General features: G+C 33.5%; 24 protein-coding genes and 1 tRNA gene. 13 read left to right on the forward strand and 12 right to left on the reverse strand.

Annotated features, from left to right (window positions below; all coding sequences use genetic code 11):
- Positions 1-96: 96 nt before the first annotated feature.
- From sufB to C5F50_RS03720, 6 genes are read left to right on the forward strand one after another with little or no spacing between them, the layout of a single operon-like run.
- Positions 97-1,497 carry a Fe-S cluster assembly protein SufB gene (sufB, locus tag C5F50_RS03695; protein ID WP_179372340.1) on the forward strand — a complete coding sequence of 467 codons (1,401 nt, stop codon included), beginning with the start codon at positions 97-99 and terminating at the stop codon, positions 1,495-1,497.
- Positions 1,498-1,516: 19 nt separating this feature from the next.
- Positions 1,517-2,917, forward strand: a complete 1,401-nt coding sequence (sufD, locus tag C5F50_RS03700; RefSeq protein ID WP_179372341.1) for a Fe-S cluster assembly protein SufD — start codon at positions 1,517-1,519, stop codon at positions 2,915-2,917.
- Between the two features lie 5 nt (positions 2,918-2,922).
- Positions 2,923-3,231 carry a Rieske (2Fe-2S) protein gene (locus C5F50_RS03705; protein WP_179372342.1) on the forward strand — a complete coding sequence of 103 codons (309 nt, stop codon included), beginning with the start codon at positions 2,923-2,925 and terminating at the stop codon, positions 3,229-3,231.
- Positions 3,232-3,234: 3 nt separating this feature from the next.
- Complete coding sequence (locus C5F50_RS03710; protein ID WP_179372343.1) at positions 3,235-4,479, forward strand: cysteine desulfurase; 1,245 nt, start codon at positions 3,235-3,237, stop codon at positions 4,477-4,479.
- Positions 4,476-4,919 (forward strand): iron-sulfur cluster assembly scaffold protein, encoded by a 444-nt coding sequence (locus C5F50_RS03715; RefSeq protein ID WP_179372344.1) that lies wholly within the window; start codon positions 4,476-4,478, stop codon positions 4,917-4,919. The genes C5F50_RS03710 and C5F50_RS03715 overlap by 4 nt, the downstream gene beginning before the upstream one ends.
- Position 4,920: 1 nt before the next feature.
- Positions 4,921-5,268: a hypothetical protein gene (locus C5F50_RS03720; protein WP_179372345.1), complete on the forward strand. Its 348-nt coding sequence runs from the start codon at positions 4,921-4,923 to the stop codon at positions 5,266-5,268.
- Here C5F50_RS03720 and C5F50_RS03725 read toward each other — a convergent pair.
- Positions 5,261-6,487, reverse strand: coding sequence for a phosphoglycerate kinase (locus C5F50_RS03725; protein WP_179372346.1), 1,227 nt, complete (start codon positions 6,485-6,487; stop codon positions 5,261-5,263). The genes C5F50_RS03720 and C5F50_RS03725 overlap by 8 nt on opposite strands.
- A 121-nt stretch (positions 6,488-6,608) precedes the next feature.
- Here C5F50_RS03725 and C5F50_RS03730 point away from each other — a divergent pair, with 121 nt between their 5' ends.
- On the forward strand, positions 6,609-7,277 hold the full coding sequence (locus C5F50_RS03730; protein WP_179372347.1) for a phosphatase PAP2 family protein: 669 nt from the start codon (positions 6,609-6,611) through the stop codon (positions 7,275-7,277).
- Here the strand turns inward: C5F50_RS03730 and C5F50_RS03735 are convergent.
- A complete protein-coding gene (locus tag C5F50_RS03735) occupies positions 7,266-7,577 on the reverse strand; it encodes a hypothetical protein (RefSeq protein ID WP_179372348.1) in 312 nt (103 codons plus the stop codon). The genes C5F50_RS03730 and C5F50_RS03735 overlap by 12 nt on opposite strands.
- Before the next feature lie 136 nt (positions 7,578-7,713).
- Here C5F50_RS03735 and C5F50_RS03740 point away from each other — a divergent pair, with 136 nt between their 5' ends.
- Complete coding sequence (locus C5F50_RS03740) at positions 7,714-8,637, forward strand: histone H1-like repetitive region-containing protein (protein WP_246282132.1); 924 nt, start codon at positions 7,714-7,716, stop codon at positions 8,635-8,637.
- A gap of 55 nt (positions 8,638-8,692) precedes the next feature.
- Positions 8,693-9,295 carry a hypothetical protein gene (locus C5F50_RS03745; RefSeq protein WP_179372350.1) on the forward strand — a complete coding sequence of 201 codons (603 nt, stop codon included), beginning with the start codon at positions 8,693-8,695 and terminating at the stop codon, positions 9,293-9,295.
- Here C5F50_RS03745 and C5F50_RS03750 read toward each other — a convergent pair.
- A complete protein-coding gene (locus C5F50_RS03750; RefSeq protein WP_179372351.1) occupies positions 9,289-9,603 on the reverse strand; it encodes a single stranded DNA-binding domain-containing protein in 315 nt (104 codons plus the stop codon). The genes C5F50_RS03745 and C5F50_RS03750 overlap by 7 nt on opposite strands.
- Positions 9,604-9,722: 119 nt before the next feature.
- On the opposite strand from C5F50_RS03750, the gene C5F50_RS03755 reads away from it, so the two are divergent.
- Positions 9,723-9,823 (forward strand) — tRNA-Leu (locus C5F50_RS03755).
- A 37-nt stretch (positions 9,824-9,860) separates the two neighbouring features.
- Here C5F50_RS03755 and C5F50_RS13185 read toward each other — a convergent pair.
- Positions 9,861-9,983 carry a hypothetical protein gene (locus tag C5F50_RS13185; protein WP_280924469.1) on the reverse strand — a complete coding sequence of 41 codons (123 nt, stop codon included), beginning with the start codon at positions 9,981-9,983 and terminating at the stop codon, positions 9,861-9,863.
- Between the two features lie 187 nt (positions 9,984-10,170).
- Between C5F50_RS13185 and C5F50_RS03760 the strand changes: the two genes are divergently transcribed.
- Complete coding sequence (locus C5F50_RS03760; RefSeq protein WP_179372352.1) at positions 10,171-10,788, forward strand: hypothetical protein; 618 nt, start codon at positions 10,171-10,173, stop codon at positions 10,786-10,788.
- Entirely contained in the window at positions 10,789-11,409 is a 621-nt protein-coding gene (locus C5F50_RS03765) for an HD domain-containing protein (RefSeq protein ID WP_179372353.1), read from the forward strand.
- On the opposite strand, the gene C5F50_RS03770 is transcribed toward C5F50_RS03765, so the two are convergent.
- Genes C5F50_RS03770 through C5F50_RS03785 form a run of 4 tightly spaced genes read right to left on the reverse strand, consistent with a single transcriptional unit; the run spans position 11,406 to position 14,640 of the window.
- Entirely contained in the window at positions 11,406-11,717 is a 312-nt protein-coding gene (locus tag C5F50_RS03770) for a hypothetical protein (RefSeq protein WP_179372354.1), read from the reverse strand. The two genes, C5F50_RS03765 and C5F50_RS03770, sit on opposite strands and share 4 nt — an antisense overlap.
- Positions 11,714-12,694: a porphobilinogen synthase gene (gene hemB / locus C5F50_RS03775; RefSeq protein ID WP_179372355.1), complete on the reverse strand. Its 981-nt coding sequence runs from the start codon at positions 12,692-12,694 to the stop codon at positions 11,714-11,716. The genes C5F50_RS03770 and hemB overlap by 4 nt, the downstream gene beginning before the upstream one ends.
- A 30-nt stretch (positions 12,695-12,724) precedes the next feature.
- Complete coding sequence (gene hemA / locus C5F50_RS03780) at positions 12,725-13,990, reverse strand: glutamyl-tRNA reductase (RefSeq protein ID WP_179372356.1); 1,266 nt, start codon at positions 13,988-13,990, stop codon at positions 12,725-12,727.
- Complete coding sequence (locus C5F50_RS03785) at positions 13,987-14,640, reverse strand: precorrin-2 dehydrogenase/sirohydrochlorin ferrochelatase family protein (RefSeq protein ID WP_179372357.1); 654 nt, start codon at positions 14,638-14,640, stop codon at positions 13,987-13,989. The genes hemA and C5F50_RS03785 overlap by 4 nt, the downstream gene beginning before the upstream one ends.
- Before the next feature lie 103 nt (positions 14,641-14,743).
- On the opposite strand from C5F50_RS03785, the gene ahbA reads away from it, so the two are divergent.
- Positions 14,744-15,760: a siroheme decarboxylase subunit alpha gene (gene ahbA / locus C5F50_RS03790; RefSeq protein ID WP_179372901.1), complete on the forward strand. Its 1,017-nt coding sequence runs from the start codon at positions 14,744-14,746 to the stop codon at positions 15,758-15,760.
- Here the strand turns inward: ahbA and C5F50_RS03795 are convergent.
- The 4 genes from C5F50_RS03795 to C5F50_RS03810 all read right to left on the reverse strand — a co-directional run bounded on the left by C5F50_RS03795 (position 15,757) and on the right by C5F50_RS03810 (position 18,187).
- Entirely contained in the window at positions 15,757-16,095 is a 339-nt protein-coding gene (locus tag C5F50_RS03795; protein ID WP_179372358.1) for a hypothetical protein, read from the reverse strand. The two genes, ahbA and C5F50_RS03795, sit on opposite strands and share 4 nt — an antisense overlap.
- Positions 16,096-16,102: 7 nt before the next feature.
- A complete protein-coding gene (locus tag C5F50_RS03800) occupies positions 16,103-17,101 on the reverse strand; it encodes an aldo/keto reductase (protein ID WP_179372359.1) in 999 nt (332 codons plus the stop codon).
- A gap of 153 nt (positions 17,102-17,254) precedes the next feature.
- Positions 17,255-17,929 carry a chlorite dismutase family protein gene (locus tag C5F50_RS03805; RefSeq protein WP_179372360.1) on the reverse strand — a complete coding sequence of 225 codons (675 nt, stop codon included), beginning with the start codon at positions 17,927-17,929 and terminating at the stop codon, positions 17,255-17,257.
- A 45-nt stretch (positions 17,930-17,974) separates the two neighbouring features.
- The gene (locus C5F50_RS03810) at positions 17,975-18,187 is read right to left on the reverse strand and encodes a DUF167 domain-containing protein (protein WP_179372361.1); all 213 of its coding nucleotides are present in this window, start codon (positions 18,185-18,187) and stop codon (positions 17,975-17,977) included.
- Positions 18,188-18,190 lie beyond the last annotated feature (3 nt).

The raw sequence follows: 18,190 nt of genomic DNA on the forward strand, positions 1-18,190 counted from the left end.
CTTAACTTGATCTTCTAAACCACAATCTTAGCTAAACCTATTTAGCTGTGCCTATTTTTCCTCATGTATTTATAATATAACGGGGTTATGATGGGCATGGCAACTGAAAACCTCGACATGGATTATTCCAAATATGATTTTAAAGACTCTACAGAACTTTATGTTCACCTTAGCAAGAAAGGCCTGTCTAAGGAAACTGTGATTAGCATCAGTAAAATGAAAGATGAACCAGAATGGATGCTTGAATTTAGATTACGTTCTTTTGAAATTTTTATGAAAAAACCAATGCCAACTTGGGGCGGAGATCTTAGCGTTATTGATTTCCAAAATATTTACTATTATGCAAAAGCATCTGACAAAGTAGAAAAGAGCTGGGATGATGTACCAGACAATGTCAAAAAAACATTTGACAAACTTGGAATTCCAGAAGCTGAAAAGAAATTCTTAGCAGGTGTTGGCGCACAATATGAATCTGAAGTCGTATATCATAGTCTAAGAGAGGATCTGGCAAAACAAGGTGTTCTATTCTTAGATACTGATGCAGCGCTTAAAGAACATCCAGAGATTTTCAAGAAATACTTTGGTAAAATTATTCCTCCAGAAGATAACAAATTTGCAGCACTAAACAGTGCGGTTTGGAGTGGTGGTTCGTTTATCTACATTCCACCAGGTGTCAAAGTTGACATGCCTCTTCAAGCATACTTTAGAATTAATGCTGAAAACATCGGTCAATTTGAAAGAACATTGATCATTGCTGATGAAGGCTCAGAAGTTCACTATATTGAAGGATGTACTGCTCCTGTTTATTCTTCAGAATCACTTCACTCTGCAGTTGTAGAACTAGTTGCACACAAAGATGCTAAACTAAGATATACGACAATCCAAAATTGGAGTAGCGATGTGTATAACTTGGTTACAAAACGTGCTTATGCATATGAGGGTGCAACAGTAGAATGGATTGATGGAAACATTGGAAGTAAACTGACAATGAAGTATCCTGGAATCTATCTTATGGGTGAGCGAGCATATGGTGAGACACTCTCTATTGCGTTTGCAGGAAAAGGGCAACACCAAGATACAGGTGCTAAAATGGTTCATCTTGCACCAAATACTACCTCTAAAATCACATCAAAGTCAGTAAGCAGACTAGATGGACGTTCAACTTACAGAGGACTACTCAATGTGGCAAAAGGTGCTACAAATGTTAAAGCAACCGTAAGATGTGATGCATTACTCTTAGATGATACGTCCAAGACTGATACATATCCATACATGGAAATCAATCAGGAAGATGCAACAATTACTCACGAAGCAACAGTTGGAAAAATTGGTGATGAACAAATCTTCTACTTGATGACTAGAGGATTCACTGAAGAGGAAGCCCTTTCATTAATTGTAAATGGTTTCATGGAACCATTTACAAAAGAACTTCCAATGGAATACGCAGTAGAACTCAACAGACTCATCAAATTAGAGATGGATGACTCTGTGGGGTAAACTCCCACTTTGATTAAAAATGTCTCAAGAAACACTCTCAAAACTCAACACAAGCCATATCGATGAAATTTCCTCATCAAGAAATGAACCTGAATGGCTCAAAGATTACAGAAAAAATTCACTAACAATCTATGATCGTCTTCCAATTGAAATGTCTCCTCTTTACAACAAATACACTGATGCCAAAAAAATGGACCCAGAAAAAGTATTACTTTCAACATCCACTACTGAAACAATTCCAAGTTTCCTAAACAAAAGATTAACCGAACTAGAAAATGAAACTTGTATTATTCAGATTGGAACAAATGTTCACAAAATCAATATCTCTGATGAATTAAAATCAAAAGGACTTGTAATTTCTTCAATATCTGATGCAATTAAAAATAATTCTGACCTGGTAAAAAAAGCACTAGAATCTTCAAACTCAAATGATGATAAATTTACTGCGTTAAACAATGCTGCCTTTAATTCAGGAGTATTCATCCATATTCCACGTAATCTCGTCTTGGACAAACCAATTCACTTTTTGGCATGTCTCTCAGAAGATGGTAATTCTACTATTGCTAGAAATATTGTCTTTGCAGATGAAAACAGCAAAGCCACAATTGTCCAAGAAATCTATTCTCCTAAAACAGAAAAACAACCAGCATATCTTGAATTACTAAACACAAATCTTGCAGCAAATGCACAGCTAGATGTTACAACTTTACAGTTAATGGATCAGCATACAGTAAACTTTTCAACAAGACGAACTGATTTGGCACAAGATGCCAAAGTAAATTGGTATTCTGGCTTGTTTGGTTCTATTTTATCTAGATACAAAATTGAATATTTTCTTAATGGTAGTGGTGCATCTGTAAATGACTCTGAAGTAATATTTGGAAATGATGAGCAATCATTTGATATCCAAACTAATGTGAATCATGAAAGTCCATCTACTGATGCAAGGGTAGTTGAAAAATCAATTCTTAGAAACAAATCAAAGTCTCTTTTCAAGGGAATGATAAGAATTAAAGAACACGCTGCAAAATCAAATTCATTTTTATCTGGTCGTTCTATTCTTTTAGATAAAGATGCAAAATCTGATGCAATTCCTGGACTGGAAATATTTACAAATGATGTAAAGGCTACGCACTCTGCATCTGTTGCACAAATTGACGAAGAGCAAATATTTTATCTTAAAACTAGATGTCTTACTCACGAAGAGGCAGAAAGAACCATTGTTGAGGGATTCTTAGAACCACTTTCAAGGAAAATGTCCTTCCAAGTACGAGCATGGATTGCATATCTTATTGAATCTAAATGGGAAAATCGTGAACTCACTATTAACACTGATGCAGAATTAACTAAATTTGTTGAAGTAGAAGAGACACGTTATAACGAAGACGCAGAAATTGAACAACACTACAAGTATCGGTGATTAATTTGTCAGAATGGATTAAAGCTTGCAATTTGGAGCAGGTAAAAGAAGGACAGCTTTTTGGATTTGTACATGATGATAAAAAACTTCTACTAGCTAATCTTAAAGGAAAAATTCATGCAACTGATTTAATATGCACTCATGCTGATGCCGATCTTTCTACAGGCTTTCTCAGTGATGAAGGCGTGAGATGCCCATTACATCTTTCTGTTTTTAATTTAGAGAATGGCGAGCCTCAAAATCTTCCTGCAGAAATTCCTCTTAAAGTATACAATGTTAAAATAGATGACAACGAAATTTACGTGGAGCTTTAAAATATGCAAAGTACAGAATCATTATTTGAAAATATAAGAAAAGATTTTCCAATACTTCAAAGAACTGTTCGAGATAACAAAAAACTTGTTTATCTTGATAATGCATCTACCACACAAAAACCAAATCAAGTAATTGATTCGATTACTGACTATTATCAAAATCACAATGCCAACATACACAGAGCAGTATATGCACTAGCTGAAGAAGCTACTGAAGCTTATGAGGCAACTAGAGATAAAATTGTAAATTTCATTAACATTAAAAATCGTCAAGAAATTATTTTTGTTAGGGGCACCACTGAAGCAATTAATCTAGTTGCATATGCATGGGGTAGACCTCACATCAAAGAAGGTGACATTGTAGTTACTACTGAATATGAACATCACAGCAACATTGTACCCTGGCAACTTGTTACTCAAGAAAAACATGCCAAATTAGAATACATTGGAATGGATGATGATGGTGAATTAATTTTAGATGATCTTGACAAATATCTTGCAACAGGTAAAGTCAAACTTGTAACCTTTAGTCTGATGTCAAATGTTCTTGGAACTATAACTAATGCTGAAAAAATCATTGAAAAATGTAAAGCAGCAGGCGTTCTCACCCTAATTGATGGTGCTCAGGCAGTACCTCACATGAAAGTTGACATTGAAAAATTGGGGTGTGACTTTTTTGCATTTTCTGGACACAAGATGTTAGGCCCCACAGGAATTGGTGTTTTGTGGGTTAGAAAGTCTATTTTGGAAACAATGGTGCCATTTCATGGTGGTGGTGATATGATTCGAGAAGTTCACAAATATGAAACCACTTGGAATGATTTACCATACAAATTTGAAGCAGGTACTCCAAACATTGCAGATGTTGTGGGATTAGGAGCTGCAATTGACTATCTTACAAAGATTGGAATGGATAATGTAAGGGAGCACGAAATTGAACTAACAAAATATGCTATGAAAAAATTATCTGAAGTCAAAGGACTTCATATCTACGGTACAAAGGATATGTCAAAACGTGGTGGTGTGATCTCATTTAATTTTGCAGATGTACATCCTCACGATGTTGCTCAAATTATTGATGAAGAAGGTATTGCGGTACGTTCTGGACATCACTGTGCACAAGTGTTAATGGAGCGACTAAATGTTGCAGCAACATCACGGGCTAGTTTTTACATTTACAATACTAAAGAAGACATTGATATTCTGGTAAATTCATTAAAAATTGTGGCAAAGGTGTTCAAACTATGAGTGGCAATGCGGATATTTATCATGAAATGATTGTGGATTATTCTAGAAACCCAATTAATTATGGAGAAATTGAAAATCATGATGTTACTTTTCATGATTCAAATCCACTATGCGGTGACAGTATAGATATTGACATGAAAATTGATGATAACAAAGTGACAGATATTAAATTTCATGGAAAGGGATGTGCAATTTGTATGGCGTGTTCTTCTGTCCTAACTGAAATCACAAAGGGTAAGACTCTTGATGAAGCACGAGCAATAGAGAAAAATGATGTGTTAAGTGAATTGGGTCTAGAGCATCTTCAGGCTGTACGAATAAAATGTGCCTTGCTTTCTCTTAAAGTACTGAAATCTGCTCTTTATACCTACATTGGAAAGAATTTAGAAGATACTCCTGATGTAGATAAACTAAAAGAAGAGGCAGCAAATCTGTACTAGTATGAGTGATTTTACTCCCACAATGCCAATTTCATTGCAAATACGAAAAATAATTTTTGAAAAATTTAATGATCCTGATGGTAAATTCACAAATGATGAAATTTTTGAAATCATAAAAGAAAATGGTGATCTTGATCCTTCTTGGATAATTGATGACACTGAATCCTTTTTTAACGAAATTTGTGATTCTGGTCTTGCAAGAAATATTGCCCAGAACTTTACAACGATATGGATGAAACTATTTGATCCAATTGAAAAACTTCATTGCAATTCTTGTAACAATGATGTCTATCTTGGACCATCTGAAGAAAGAATATGTCCAAACTCTTCTTGTAAATCTTCTATTTAGATCTGTATTTTTTTGCAGCATCCTCAAGTGCTTTGATCATTGGCAATTTTTCTCCTGTAAGATAAAGCACTAGTGCCCCGCCTGCTGTGCTGACATGATTGATTTTTTCTGCAAGTCCAAGTTTTTTTAGAGCAGATGTCAAATGTCCGCCACTAACGATTGTTGTTGCCATGGAGTTTGCAACTGAATCAAGTAATGCTTTTGTTCCAAAACTGAAATTTTCTTTTTCAAAAAATCCTGCAGGTCCGCTGATAAAGACGGTTCCAGCACCAGCAATTAGTTTTGAATAATATTCTACAGTTTTTGGACCTAAATCATAAATTTTATCAGTTTTGGCAATCTCTCTGACATCCATCTCGACTCTTGCTCCATCTTTATCAATTGCAATATCAACAGGTGTGGCAAAAACATCTGGATATTCTCCTATCAACGAATGAGCTTTTGATACTACTTCATCTTCTCTTTTAATTCCAAGAGGGGATTTGATTCTGGCTTGTGCACGCATAAACACATTGGCAATTAATCCTGTTAATAGAACATGATCTGCACGTCCATTTTGAATCAATAGTCTGATTGCTTCCAATCTGTCTGGTACTTTGGAGCCTCCGAGGACAATTACATGTGGTGCCTTGGCTACAGTCATTATCTCATCTAGATTTCTAACTTCTCTCTCAACAATTCTTCCTGCACAAGCAGGAATGACTTGTGGGAATCCGACAATTGATGGGTGTGATCTGTGTGCGCTTGGAAATGAATCTAATACACATAGATCAAACAATTTTGATAATCGTGAAACCATGATTGTTTTTGCAGCATTTTCTGGTGTGAATTCATAATTTTCTTCTGCACATAATCTTAGATTATCTAAAAGTAAAATGTCTCCGTCTTCTAAATTTTTAATTGCATTTTGTGCAGCTTCACCAATTGTATCTTCAACATATTTGATTTCTCTGTTCATCAATTTCTCAAGAACTTTTGCGTGTTTGTCCATTCCTGTATAATCGTCATTTCCAACTCTTCCTTGATGTGATGCAACAACAACTTTAGCTTCTTTTAGTGATTGTAAAGTTTCAATGGCTTCTTCAATTCTTTTGGTACCTGAAATTTCCATTGTATCTGGATCTATTGGGCAATTCATATCTACTCTTAAAAAAACGGTCTTGCCTTTTAGGTCAAAATCATCTAGTGTGAGTACCTTCACGCCCTTTCTATTATCCACTTGGTTAAATTCTTTGAGCCGATCATTTATTTTCACTAATATTATTTACAAACAGTAATTCATAATTTCAAAACTTATCTACTGACAAAAATTAAAAACTACTAACTTGAGGTTTAATTAATTGCAAAATTGGATTTTTGATATTAGGTCCCGCTCCTTTGTTTTACTGACTGCATTATTTCTTGTTCTTACTGGATTCGTTTATTCGGGAATAACTGATATCTTTGATCAAAATGTAGTTTTATTTTTCTCACAAAATGTCGGAAATCCATCAATTGACATCATTATGCAGTATGTCACAGAAAGTGGTGATGTCTTCAATATGTTGATGTTTGGAATTGTGGTTTTAATCATTCCCAAAACTCGAAGAATCGGAATTACTCTTATGATTCTAATCGTAATATCTACGCTCCTTACAGGCTATATCAAATGCGGTGTGGATAGGGATAGACCTAATTTTGAGTATGAAGGCGTGGAATTCCCTGTTACAATTAGCCGTGATACCTTTGCTTTATTCTGTGAGGGTGGATTTGATGCATCATATCCTTCTGGACATGCTGCAAGATCAATGATTTTCGCAATAATTTTGGGTTATGCACTTTCAGAACGATTCCCACGTGGTGCATATTTGATGTTCTTGTATCCTGCAATGATTTCACTTAGCAGAATCTATGTTTTACAGCATTATCCTATGGATGTCATTGGTGGAACTGTAATTGGAATAATGCTTGCCGGAGTAATGGCTAAACGAACAAAACTTTACAAACTTTTTGAGAGATCAAAAACCTAATTCAGTTAAAGCAGAATTACTTATCAGAACAATTGCATAATGTTCATCATCATGATGATATGTCCAATATCTAATATCTCGGATTTCATTTTTTTGTCTGAGTCCATGAGTTACTCCAGTTGTAACCGAGTGCCCAATTCTTTTAGCAATTTTTGATTCTTTTGGCATGAGAACTCTGAATCCTTCTTTTCTTTCTTTAAATCCAAGTTTTACCATATCTTCAACTGCATCTACTGCATCTTTTTCGTCTTTTAGATCATATGTCTTTGATATTGGCAAATTTTTTGGATGAAAATCCATACTTTTCTTGAATTCTCTTAACTAATATTTTTTAAAAAATGATTTTTGCGATCAAAATTAGTTAATTTTCTTAACTGGTAAGTCAAATCCTGATTATATTAACAACTTAACCGACTCTTTTTCTTTGATTGTATCATTGACATCATTAGAAAAATTAGTAATTCAATTAAGAAAAAAGAAACAGGACGCATCCAAGCTTAGGCAAAAAGCTGAAAAACAATTCAAAGAAGCTCGTTCAGCTGAAAGACGTTCTTCATCTGGTTTAACCAGCATCGATAAAAAAATTGAATCTGAACGAGAGGATGTGTCTGATGTGTCTACTGTCCTTACACAAAAAACCTCTCAATTGGAGAGTATTGAAAGACTGGTGGCTGCAGCACAAGAAAAACTAACTAGAGAAAAAGAGGCTATAGAACAAGCCCAACAAGAAATAGAATTTGCTGAAAATCCTGAAGAAAAGGAGAATGCTGAGGCTCGATTACACTCATTAAGTGATCATATCCAAGAATTAGAATCTGAAATTAAAAACAGGCGAAAAACTGCCAAAAAAATCTCAGATGATATTTCAAATTATTCAGATGTTAAATCAAAAATTGACTCAAAAATTCAAAAACAAACAAAATCAAAACCAACTTTGCGTGAGACAATAACTGAAAGTCATAAGACAACTCAAAAACTTGAAAAAGAATTAGAAAGACGAATTAAAACTGAAGAATCTATTAAAAACACATTGGAAAAGGCATCATCAAAATTACGAGAACTTTTGGTAAAGAAACACAAGTCTTCTAAAAAGAAACCAGCAAGAAAGACTGCAGCTAAAAAGAAACCAGCAAGAAAGACTGCAGCTAAAAAGAAACCAGCAAGAAAGACTGCAGCTAAAAAGAAACCAGCAAGAAAGACTGCAGCTAAAAAGAAACCAGCAAGAAAGACTGCAGCTAAAAAGAAACCAGCAAGAAAGACTGCAGCTAAAAAGAAACCAGCAAGAAAGACTGCAGCTAAAAAGAAACCAGCAAGAAAGACTGCAGCTAAAAAGAAAGTATCAAAAAAGTCTAAACGATAAGTCTCATAATACGATTTCTAGAACATAAAAGTAGGTTTGGTTTCATAATATGATTATGAAAAAACGTGGCCCAATAATTTCTATATCTGGATTGGTATTGGTAGTAATCTCACTTTCAATTGCATCTTCTATTGTGCCAAATAACATTTCTGAAATAAACAATTTTTCTGATTCGTTACTTGAAGGAATGTTTAATGAAATTACCGATGAAATTCAAATTATGTCTGGCGATTCCACTTCTTTTTCCTATAGTACATTTTCATCAGACGTGTCACTAATGTGGGGTATTGGAATAGTTGATTATCAGCCTGGTGATAAATTATCCATAAACATTTCAAATATTTTTGGAGATGATTATGGTGATTTTATTCAAAATAATCCTATTCTTTTTGAGATGCTGGAAATTCCTCAATCTGACACATTAAATCTAGAAGTTAAAAATATTGGAACAAGAAATGTCAACGTCGTAGCAATGTTTTCTGAAGATCCAGACAATTTTGATCCTCTGTCTAATTCCGATTCCTCGACCATGAATGTGGTTTTGGTTCTTGCTATCTCTGGATTTTTACTAATTCTTGGAATAATTATTTCAGTTATTGGAACAATAGTGATGCTCGTAGATTTGAAAAATAATCAAAACAATAAAAGAAGTTATTGAGGATTTATTTCCATCTGACCAAATTTACCTTTGGTAAGGGATACTTCACCTTTAAACTCATTTGTGTATCCATTTGTGATCACAACGGTGTCTCCAACATTGACTGCTTTAATGTCATCGCCCCACAATGTGAGTTTCATTTGGTCATCTTCAGTTTCACCGTTAGATATGATTGCATCGCAGACATCAACTGTTCCTCCACTTTTTAGATTTACAGTTCTTGGATCTCCTTTGCTTTTCACTTCGGCGTTTACATTAACTCCACTTCGCATTTTTTTTGCTTGTGAAATTGGTATGAACTCTGTCATGCATTTTTGAATCAAATTAGCACGATTATAAGTTTTCTCAAAAATAATGAAAATTTGGATCAATATTCTATTTTTTCATAATAGTAATTGAGAAATATTGGTCCATACACATTCTCATTGCAGAGGTATCGAAGCCCGGTCAACCGAGAGGGACTCAAGATCTTCATAATAGGAAATCCCTTCTCTCAGGAGTTCGTGGGTTCAAATCCCACCCTCTGCATTTTATTATAACTTGAATATGCTGAATTATTGAAAAATTAAGCAACAATTGCTTTTACTTTGGTTGTTGAATGCCTTGATATTTTTTTATGCATTTCAGCCAATTCTTCATCCTTGAAAGATAGATTGCATCTAAAACATTTCCAAACTATCTCTGACATGTTCAGTGTAGTCACAAATTACTTATAAAGATATTGCATGATTGATCCAATTTGTTACAAAACATGTTCATTGTTGTAAAAATCTTGTAATTCTTTTAATTTTTTAGATCATAATAAAATTTTTTTATGACTAAACGATGATCCAAGGGTTTAGAAATAAAAAAAGAGACAGAATTTTTGAGAGAAATTGGATATTTTTGAAATTTTTAGCGAATTTTCGTATTTGGGAATTTTTCTAGTTTTGATTGGCGTAAATACTGCGCCAATACTGATGCCTCCCAGCTGGATTATCTTGACATCTTTTTATCTTCTTGATCCTAGCTTGAATATTGTCCTACTTGCTATGGTTGGCGCTACAGGTGCTACTCTTGGAAGATTATTTCTCAAAAAAATTAGTGGATTATTTAGAAAATTTGTTGGAGAAGAACAGAAATCAAATCTAGACATTATTGGAGAATATCTAAATCAAAAAAAATATGGATACGTAATTGCATCTTTTCTGTTTGGAGCTACTCCCCTCCCAAGCAATATGCTGTTTATTGCCTATGGATTAATGCGTGCCAAGAGTCTAAGTATCTATGTGGGATTTTGGTTTGGTAGAACCATTTCTTATGTAATGATGATTTATTTTGGTGATACAGTTTTGAGGCCATTTTTTGAAATCTTTGAAGATCGCCTCACTGGAATTTTGCTTATTGATGGCGCTGGGATAGGTGCTATCATTCTTTTTGCATCTATTAATTGGACTGTTTTAATAACTCAGAAAAAATTAAAGTTTGTTAAACCAAAAATATGGAGAATCTAAATGAGAATACTTGATTCGATTAAAGAAGAAATAAAAAAAAGAATCGAAAATGATCCTGCTCATGATTTTGATCATATTATGAGAGTTTACAAAAATGCTCAAAAAATCTGTAAAAAAGAAAAAGTAAATGAAAAATTTGTTTTGTGTGCTGCATTATTACATGATTTAATATCGCATCCAAAATCTGACAAACGCTCTAAAATGTCTTCAATTGAAAGTGCAAAAAAATCACAAAGTATTTTACAACAATATGGTTTCTCAACTGAGGAAATATCCCTCATCTCTGATGCTATTCGTGATCATAGTTTTTCACAAAATAAAATTCCAACTACTATTGAAGGAAAAATTCTTCAAGATGCAGATAGGTTGGATGCGTTAGGTGCAATTGGAATTGCTCGAGTTTTTGCTACGAGTGGTTTACTCAAGCGTCAATTTTATAACATGGATGATCCTTTTTGCAAAAAAAGAATTCCTGATGATAAAATATGGGCAGTTGATCATTTTTTCAAAAAATTATTGAAACTAGAGTCTATGATGAATACAAAATCTGGAAAAGAAGAGGCAAAGAAAAGAACTAAAATCTTGAAGGAATTTTTAAAACAACTAAAACATGAGATTTAGCCATAATCCACATATCTATTATATCGAGTTTCGACCTCTTTGTTTTCTCCTGATTTTATCTTCTCATATTCTTCATTTTTTCTAAATTCAATGTATTTCATAATATCTAAAAATTCCGCTTCTTTTGGATAAGAGTCAAAGACTGGTTCCATTTTCTTTAAAAATTCTAATGTTTTCTCTCGGTATTCTTCCCTTGTGGGTTTTTTGATTCCTTTCATTCTAAACCATACCACTGCCCAGCTTGAGCCTACCACATGTGGCAATAAATCAAATGCTCTTTGAATTTCAAATCGTTCGTCGTTTCTCATGATTCTTGAAGAAATTTAGAGGCAGATTTTGCAAAATATGTTACTATCATGTCTGCACCTGCTCTTTTAATCGAGTATAAAATTTCCTCTGTGATGTCTTTTTCATTTACATATCCTAATTGTGATGCAGCTTTTACTAATGCATATTCTCCAGATACGCTGTATGCAGAAACTGGGATGTTGAATTTTCTTCGAGTCTCAGCAATTAAATCCAAATAAGATAATGCAGGTTTTATCATTACAATGTCTACCCCTTCATTGATGTCTGTTTCTACTTCCATCATGGCTTCTCTTGCATTTGTGTATGGCACTTGGTATGTTTTTCTGTCACCAAATTTTGGTGCACATTCTGCTGCATCTCTAAATGGTGAATAAAAGTTTGATCTGTGTTTAGCTGAATGTGACATTATTGACACATCTGTAAATCCTTCATCATCAAGTGCTTTTCTTATTGCAGCAACTTGACCGTCCATCATTGCTGATGGTGATACTGTATCTACCCCAGCTTTTGCTTGACTAACTGCAATCTTTGCAAGAGTGTCCAAACTGGTATCATTATCGATTTTATCACCTTGAATTATTCCACAATGGCCTGTAGATGTAAATTGGCATAAACACACATCTGCCATTATTACAATTTTATCCCCAAAATTTTCCCTGATTTGAGATATTGTCTTTTGAACTATTCCGTTGTCATCAAATGCCGAAGTTCCAGCTTCATCTTTCTGGGTTGGAATTCCAAAAAGCATGATTGCAGGAATTCCTAACTCACTAATTGTTCCTACCTCGTCATTTACGTTTTCTAATGGGAGCCTTTCAATTTCTGACATCGATTCTACTTTGACTCTAGTCTTTAGATCTTCTTGAACAAATACTGGACAAATGAAATCCCTTGGAGATAGAGTGATCTGCTGAATCAACTCTCTCATTTTTTCAGTCGTTCTTAGTCTACGGAGACGTCTTGCAGGAAATGACATATTGAAATTCTTTTTGGGTAAAATATAATCCTAGTCTGCCTGGTCTTGTTTTTTATAGTCAAATAACTTGCTTGCCAATTCTAAAATGCCTGGCTTTCCTTGCTCAGAGGCTTTTCTGATATTGTTCATGGGTGTTGATACGATGCTTTCTACAACGGCTTTTGTTAGTTCTTCGATAATCTTGATTTTTTCCTCATCTTTTTCATCAAGCATTTGAAGTGCTTTCTGCAATTCCTTTTCTCTTAGGTTCTCTATGTTTTTGAATACGTCTTTAACAAGTGGTTCTGCATCTAATCTTTTCATTGAGGCTTCTAATACACAAACTTCCTCATTAATTATATTTTCAACGGTCTTTACTTTGTTTAATCGTGCATTCATATTTTTTTCAACCATTTCTGCAATTTGATCTAGATTCATCAGTTTAACGCCTCCTACAGTTGCAACTTTTTCATCAACTGTCCTTGGATTTGATAAATCTAAGATCATCATTCCACCTTTTTTGTTTTTCATTGCATTAGCTATTCTTTCATTTGTTACAAGAAAATATGGTGCTGTTGTTGCTACAAATATTACATCATAATTATCAAATCCCGATAGAACTTGTTCAAATTTAATTGGATTTCCTCCCATTGTTTCACAAAACGCCTCTGATCTTCCAAGTGTTCTGCTTGTGACATCAAATGCATATCCTCTTCTTTGTAATGATTTTGCAACAAGAGTTGACACTTCGCCTGTTCCAATTAACAACATTTTCTTTGTTTTTAATTCATCGATATTCTCTTCTGCAAGCTTTACTGCCATAGAACCTACTGATATTCCTCCAGCACCAATACCACTAGTGTTTCTAATCCTTGCACCTATTCGAATTGCCTTGTCAAATAATTTGTTGAGATGTTGTCCTGATGCTTTAACTTCTCTGGCAGAAGTGATAGAGTTTTTTATTTGACCCAGAATTTGTTCTTCACCTAACACCATTGAATCTAATCCCGATGTTAGTTTCAACAAATGATGAAGTGCTTCTTTGTTTTCCACACACTCTATATTTTCATCAAATGCTTCTTCTTCAAGACCAGTAATTGATGCCCATGTTTTCTTAATTTTACCTATATCATACGTCTTTGATTTTCCAAATAATTCTATTCTATTACATGTTTGAATAATTACACATTCATCTAATCCTGAATGTTTTTTGAATTGTTCATATGCACTTTCCATATTTTTTATTGTAAATTGTTCAAGAATGTGAATTGGTGAGTTACGAAAAGTAACACGTGCATTGATGATGTTTTGATTCATTTCCAATTCCTCAATATTGTAATTGCTCGCTTTTCAGCTTTTTTTACATGACCGTCTTTTATTAACTGATCAATCTCATTATCACTCATGATTTTACGCAGACATTCTCCTCTCTGAGTGTTAGAGGGGATGAATTCCTTTGCAAATTTTCTTGCGATCTTCTGAATTCTAATCTGAGCAATGTCCTCTTTTGAAATTATTTTCTTGAGTGCTTTTTCTAATTTTTCTTTTATTTTCTTTGACATTGCTGGGCTTTGACCGCCTGTAAATATTGCAATCTGAATCATATTGTCAAAATCAATAATTGATGGATTTGAAAAACCACTATCTTCAGGATTATCTGAACTATATGCAATAATTTTTTTTCTTTTAGCGGCATTGATTATTTTCTGATTCATCTTTTTGTCATTTGTTGTTGTAATGATCATATGTGGTTTGAATTTTGAAATAAATTTTATATCTTGAATTTTTTGTTTTTTTAATTTGATTTTGTTGGATTTGTATAATTTGTTAATTTGGGGATTTACTGAAGCACTGATTACTAGAATCTCACAATTTTGCTTTAATAGAGAATTGATTCTTTTTTCTGCCTCATTTCCCCCTCCTATGACTATCACTGTCTTATTTTGAAGATTAAGATTAACTATCATCGATCAAAGGGGCTGGAGTTTCTATTTATGTATTAAAAATCAACGAGTAAATTTCTAGCTACATTTTTAATTGAATGACCAAGATACTGACTTGATGACTTCAATGGATGAATCTGATAAAGAACTCCTAAATGAAATTCAATGGACTTTTCCACTCGTTACAAGACCTTTTGATGCTATTGCTAAAAAATTCAACACTACGCCCGAATTCATCAAAGAACGCCTTAATCATCTAAAAGAGATTGGTGTTTTGAGACAGCTCAGCGCAATTTTTGATACTAGAAAACTTGGTTATACTAGTTCATTAGTTGCAATGGAAATTGAAGATGGTAAACTAGAATATGTTGCTAGTCAAATCAATCATCATCCTGGTGTTAGTCATAATTATGAGCGAGATCATCAATTTAATCTCTGGTTCACATTGGCTGTTCCTCCAGGTACTGATTTAAAAGATGAACTTGATAAATTCAATGTTCTTCCAGGAATTAAAAAAGTAAGAATGCTTCCAACTTTACAATTGTTCAAGATTGGTGTAAAGCTTGACATGGTAGATGATAAAAAACATGAAATTGCACCAACAGAAGAGAAAAAAGAAATTAAAAATATTAAATTTGATCCTAACGAAGAAGACAAAAATTTTATCCGTGAATTACAAAAAGATATGGAAATAATTGATGAGCCTTTTGTAAAGACTGCCAAGAATCTTGGAATAACTGAAGAAGAATTGTTTGAAAAAATGAAATACTATGAAGAAATTGGTGTGATGAGAAGATTTGCAGCCATCTTGAGACATAGACAAGTTGGATTTACTGCAAATGGTATGATTGTTTGGAAAGTGCCTGAAGATAGAATTTCAAAAGTTGGAGAAACTCTGGGATCGTTTCCTCAGGTGAGTCATTGCTATGAACGTCCTACATATCCTGACTGGCCATACAACGTGTTTTCAATGATACATTGCAAAACCCATGATGAGGCAAATGAAATGGCAAAAACAATCCAAGATCAAATACATGTTGATGATTATAAAATACTCTTCAGTTCTCGTGAATTTAAAAAAACACGAGTTGAATATTTTGTAGAGAACTCCTTTAGTTTGGAAGAAAAAGTTCCAGCTTCCTAAAACTCATTTTCATCATGTCCAACGACATGAACTGTACAAAAATATTGGTCGTTCATATTGCAATAAAATTCTGAATCCTCTCCACATAAATTACATGTTGGTCTTTCATCCAGTTCTGAGAGTTTTGTATGGTATACTTTACTCCTACTCGTTATGCCTGAATCTTTGTAAATTCTAGTCAGGTTTGAATAATATTCTAATTCTCCAGGATTTAATGGCTCTTTATTTTTGATTTTTTTAATTATTGCCTTCCATTTTTTATATTTACCAATCTTGGCAAGCTTCATTCTTTCTATAACTTCTAAAGTTTTTTCTGAATCTATTGGAATGTCCATCTGTTGATTAATTTGCCTGAGGTGTTGCCTTTAATTCATAGGAAGGCCATGTGTTATACAATTCTTCAATCTCTTTCATATCTGATGCTGGAATGTATCCTACCTTAGCCATCTCTACATAATTTACAATCTCTTCTTCACTAACAACAGTGGGGAATACTGATGCAAATCCTTTCTTTGTCATGATAAATTTCATTGCCAATTCTGTAATTGTTAGTTCATTTCTTTCTGCAATTGGTCTTAACAGTTCAACTTTCTCTAACGATGCTTTAATCCATTCACCTTTTCTAACTGATCTGTGATCTTTCTCATCAATTTTGGTCTCTGCATTTACTTTGCCCGTTAAAATTCCTGATGCCTCTGGAACTCTTACTAGAATTCCAACATTTTTCTCTTCTGCTTTTCTCATCAATTCATTTCCAGGTGTTTGCTCTAAAATATTGTAAACTGTTTGAACTGCACTAACATTTGGTCTCTCCATTGCTTCTAGACCTTCCTGTGTCCAGCCAATTGCAGGACCTAGTGCAACTTGATATGTCTTAATCAATTCATCTTCTATGAAACTGTCTAAGACATTAAAAATGGAATCATCTCTAATGTGTTTTAATTTTGGATTGTGTAGCCCATACATGTCTAGATGATCTGTTTGTAATCTCTCTAAGCTATCTCTCAATGCTTTTCTAGTGAAATCTTCATCAAATCTTTGTGGGAGTTCACTGTGTCCAATTTGCTCTACTTCTGAAAAATCATACCCGTATTTAGTAGATATTACAATTTCATCTCTCATGTCTTTGAAAACTTCGCCGATTAGTCTTTCACTTTTTCCTTTACCATACATATCTCCTGTTTCAAAAAAGTTAATTCCTAAATCATATGCTTTTTTGAGCATTCTTTTCGCTTCATCTTCTTCAATTTTTTTGCCCCACCAATCAAGTGCGATAGACCATGCGCCAAATCCGAGTTCAGATACTTTGATGTCTGTTTTTCCTAGTTTATTGTAATTCAATTTTTTATCTCCTTAAGTTGAGTTTGTATCATGTATTTCAAAACTATTTCCTCATTTACAATTTCATCATTTATGTTTATCCAAGATTTGCAAACATGATATTTTGGTTTTTGAGGTAAAATTGGCCTGTATTCGAAACTAAATTTTGAATAATTATCCCAAACTTGAAATCAATGGAACGATATCTTTTTTGACACATACAATCATTGGAATATCGTTTTTCACATATGTTGAAACTTGTGTTTCCCTTAAATCCATTATGAGATCTTGAAAATCTCTGATATTGTCAACTTCAAAGGCTAACATAAAGTCCTCATCGTGTATTCCAAAAGAGTATGTTGTATTGAGAATCACTTGAGGGTATTTCTTGCTTACCTCGATATGCTCATCCATTATTTCTTGACGTTTTTCTTTTGGGAGTAGATACCATTCTCTAGTTTTAGTAAATGGGTAAACAATTACATGTTTTTTTGGTTCATTTCCTGTTACAAATCCATGGGCTTTTTGTTCTTGGACATAAATTGATGGTCTTGTACATGACAAATATGTCCTAGAAGGAAGAATGTATTTTCCAAAAACTGTTTTGTAAATTTTCTCAATTACTATTTGAATTTCTTCTACTGTTTTTGCTGCAAACCAAAACAAAAAGTCTGCATCGTCTCTTAATCCTAAATTTGAATATGACCTGAACATTATTCCTGAGTTATTAATTACATTTTCAACCTCTTTTGCAGATTCTTCTTTTGCCAAATCTGCCATCCATCTCCATTTAGGATCTACTTTGAAAAATGAAAAATTGAAAAAATATTGATTATTGTTTTCTGACATGCTTTTTACAATTTTGAAACCCTATTTAAACAAAAACTAGATTCTCTATTCTCGAATCTCTATAATTTTATCTCGTGATTTATGGCCTGATTTTATTTGAACTAATGCAGTAGATATTTCAAATCGTTTTGCAATCTTTTTAATTATCTCCTTATTTGCCTCTCCTTTGAGTGGTTTTGATTTTATTCCTATGTTAATTTGTTCATCAATAATTTCTAAAAATTCTTTAGAAAATTCTACGTGTACTTTGTAAATCAATGT

Origin of the sequence: Nitrosopumilus ureiphilus, assembly GCF_013407185.1 — an archaeon.
Taxonomy (GTDB): domain Archaea; phylum Thermoproteota; class Nitrososphaeria; order Nitrososphaerales; family Nitrosopumilaceae; genus Nitrosopumilus; species Nitrosopumilus ureiphilus.

Bases quoted from the DNA above. Each gene is read 5' to 3' on its own strand.
- sufB (WP_179372340.1), top strand. From the start codon at position 97: ATGGCAACTGAAAACCTCGACATGGATTATTCCAAATATGATTTTAAA.
- sufD (WP_179372341.1), top strand. From the start codon at position 1,517: ATGTCTCAAGAAACACTCTCAAAACTCAACACAAGCCATATCGATGAA.
- C5F50_RS03710 (WP_179372343.1), top strand. From the start codon at position 3,235: ATGCAAAGTACAGAATCATTATTTGAAAATATAAGAAAAGATTTTCCA.
- C5F50_RS03715 (WP_179372344.1), top strand. From the start codon at position 4,476: ATGAGTGGCAATGCGGATATTTATCATGAAATGATTGTGGATTATTCT.
- C5F50_RS03720 (WP_179372345.1), top strand. From the start codon at position 4,921: ATGAGTGATTTTACTCCCACAATGCCAATTTCATTGCAAATACGAAAA.
- C5F50_RS03735 (WP_179372348.1), bottom strand. From the start codon at position 7,577: ATGGATTTTCATCCAAAAAATTTGCCAATATCAAAGACATATGATCTA.
- C5F50_RS03745 (WP_179372350.1), top strand. From the start codon at position 8,693: ATGAAAAAACGTGGCCCAATAATTTCTATATCTGGATTGGTATTGGTA.
- C5F50_RS03750 (WP_179372351.1), bottom strand. From the start codon at position 9,603: ATGACAGAGTTCATACCAATTTCACAAGCAAAAAAAATGCGAAGTGGA.
- C5F50_RS13185 (WP_280924469.1), bottom strand. From the start codon at position 9,983: ATGTCAGAGATAGTTTGGAAATGTTTTAGATGCAATCTATCTTTCAAG.
- C5F50_RS03765 (WP_179372353.1), top strand. From the start codon at position 10,789: ATGAGAATACTTGATTCGATTAAAGAAGAAATAAAAAAAAGAATCGAA.
- C5F50_RS03770 (WP_179372354.1), bottom strand. From the start codon at position 11,717: ATGAGAAACGACGAACGATTTGAAATTCAAAGAGCATTTGATTTATTG.
- hemB (WP_179372355.1), bottom strand. From the start codon at position 12,694: ATGTCATTTCCTGCAAGACGTCTCCGTAGACTAAGAACGACTGAAAAA.
- hemA (WP_179372356.1), bottom strand. From the start codon at position 13,990: ATGAATCAAAACATCATCAATGCACGTGTTACTTTTCGTAACTCACCA.
- C5F50_RS03785 (WP_179372357.1), bottom strand. From the start codon at position 14,640: ATGATAGTTAATCTTAATCTTCAAAATAAGACAGTGATAGTCATAGGA.
- ahbA (WP_179372901.1), top strand. From the start codon at position 14,744: ATGGATGAATCTGATAAAGAACTCCTAAATGAAATTCAATGGACTTTT.
- C5F50_RS03795 (WP_179372358.1), bottom strand. From the start codon at position 16,095: ATGGACATTCCAATAGATTCAGAAAAAACTTTAGAAGTTATAGAAAGA.
- C5F50_RS03805 (WP_179372360.1), bottom strand. From the start codon at position 17,929: ATGTCAGAAAACAATAATCAATATTTTTTCAATTTTTCATTTTTCAAA.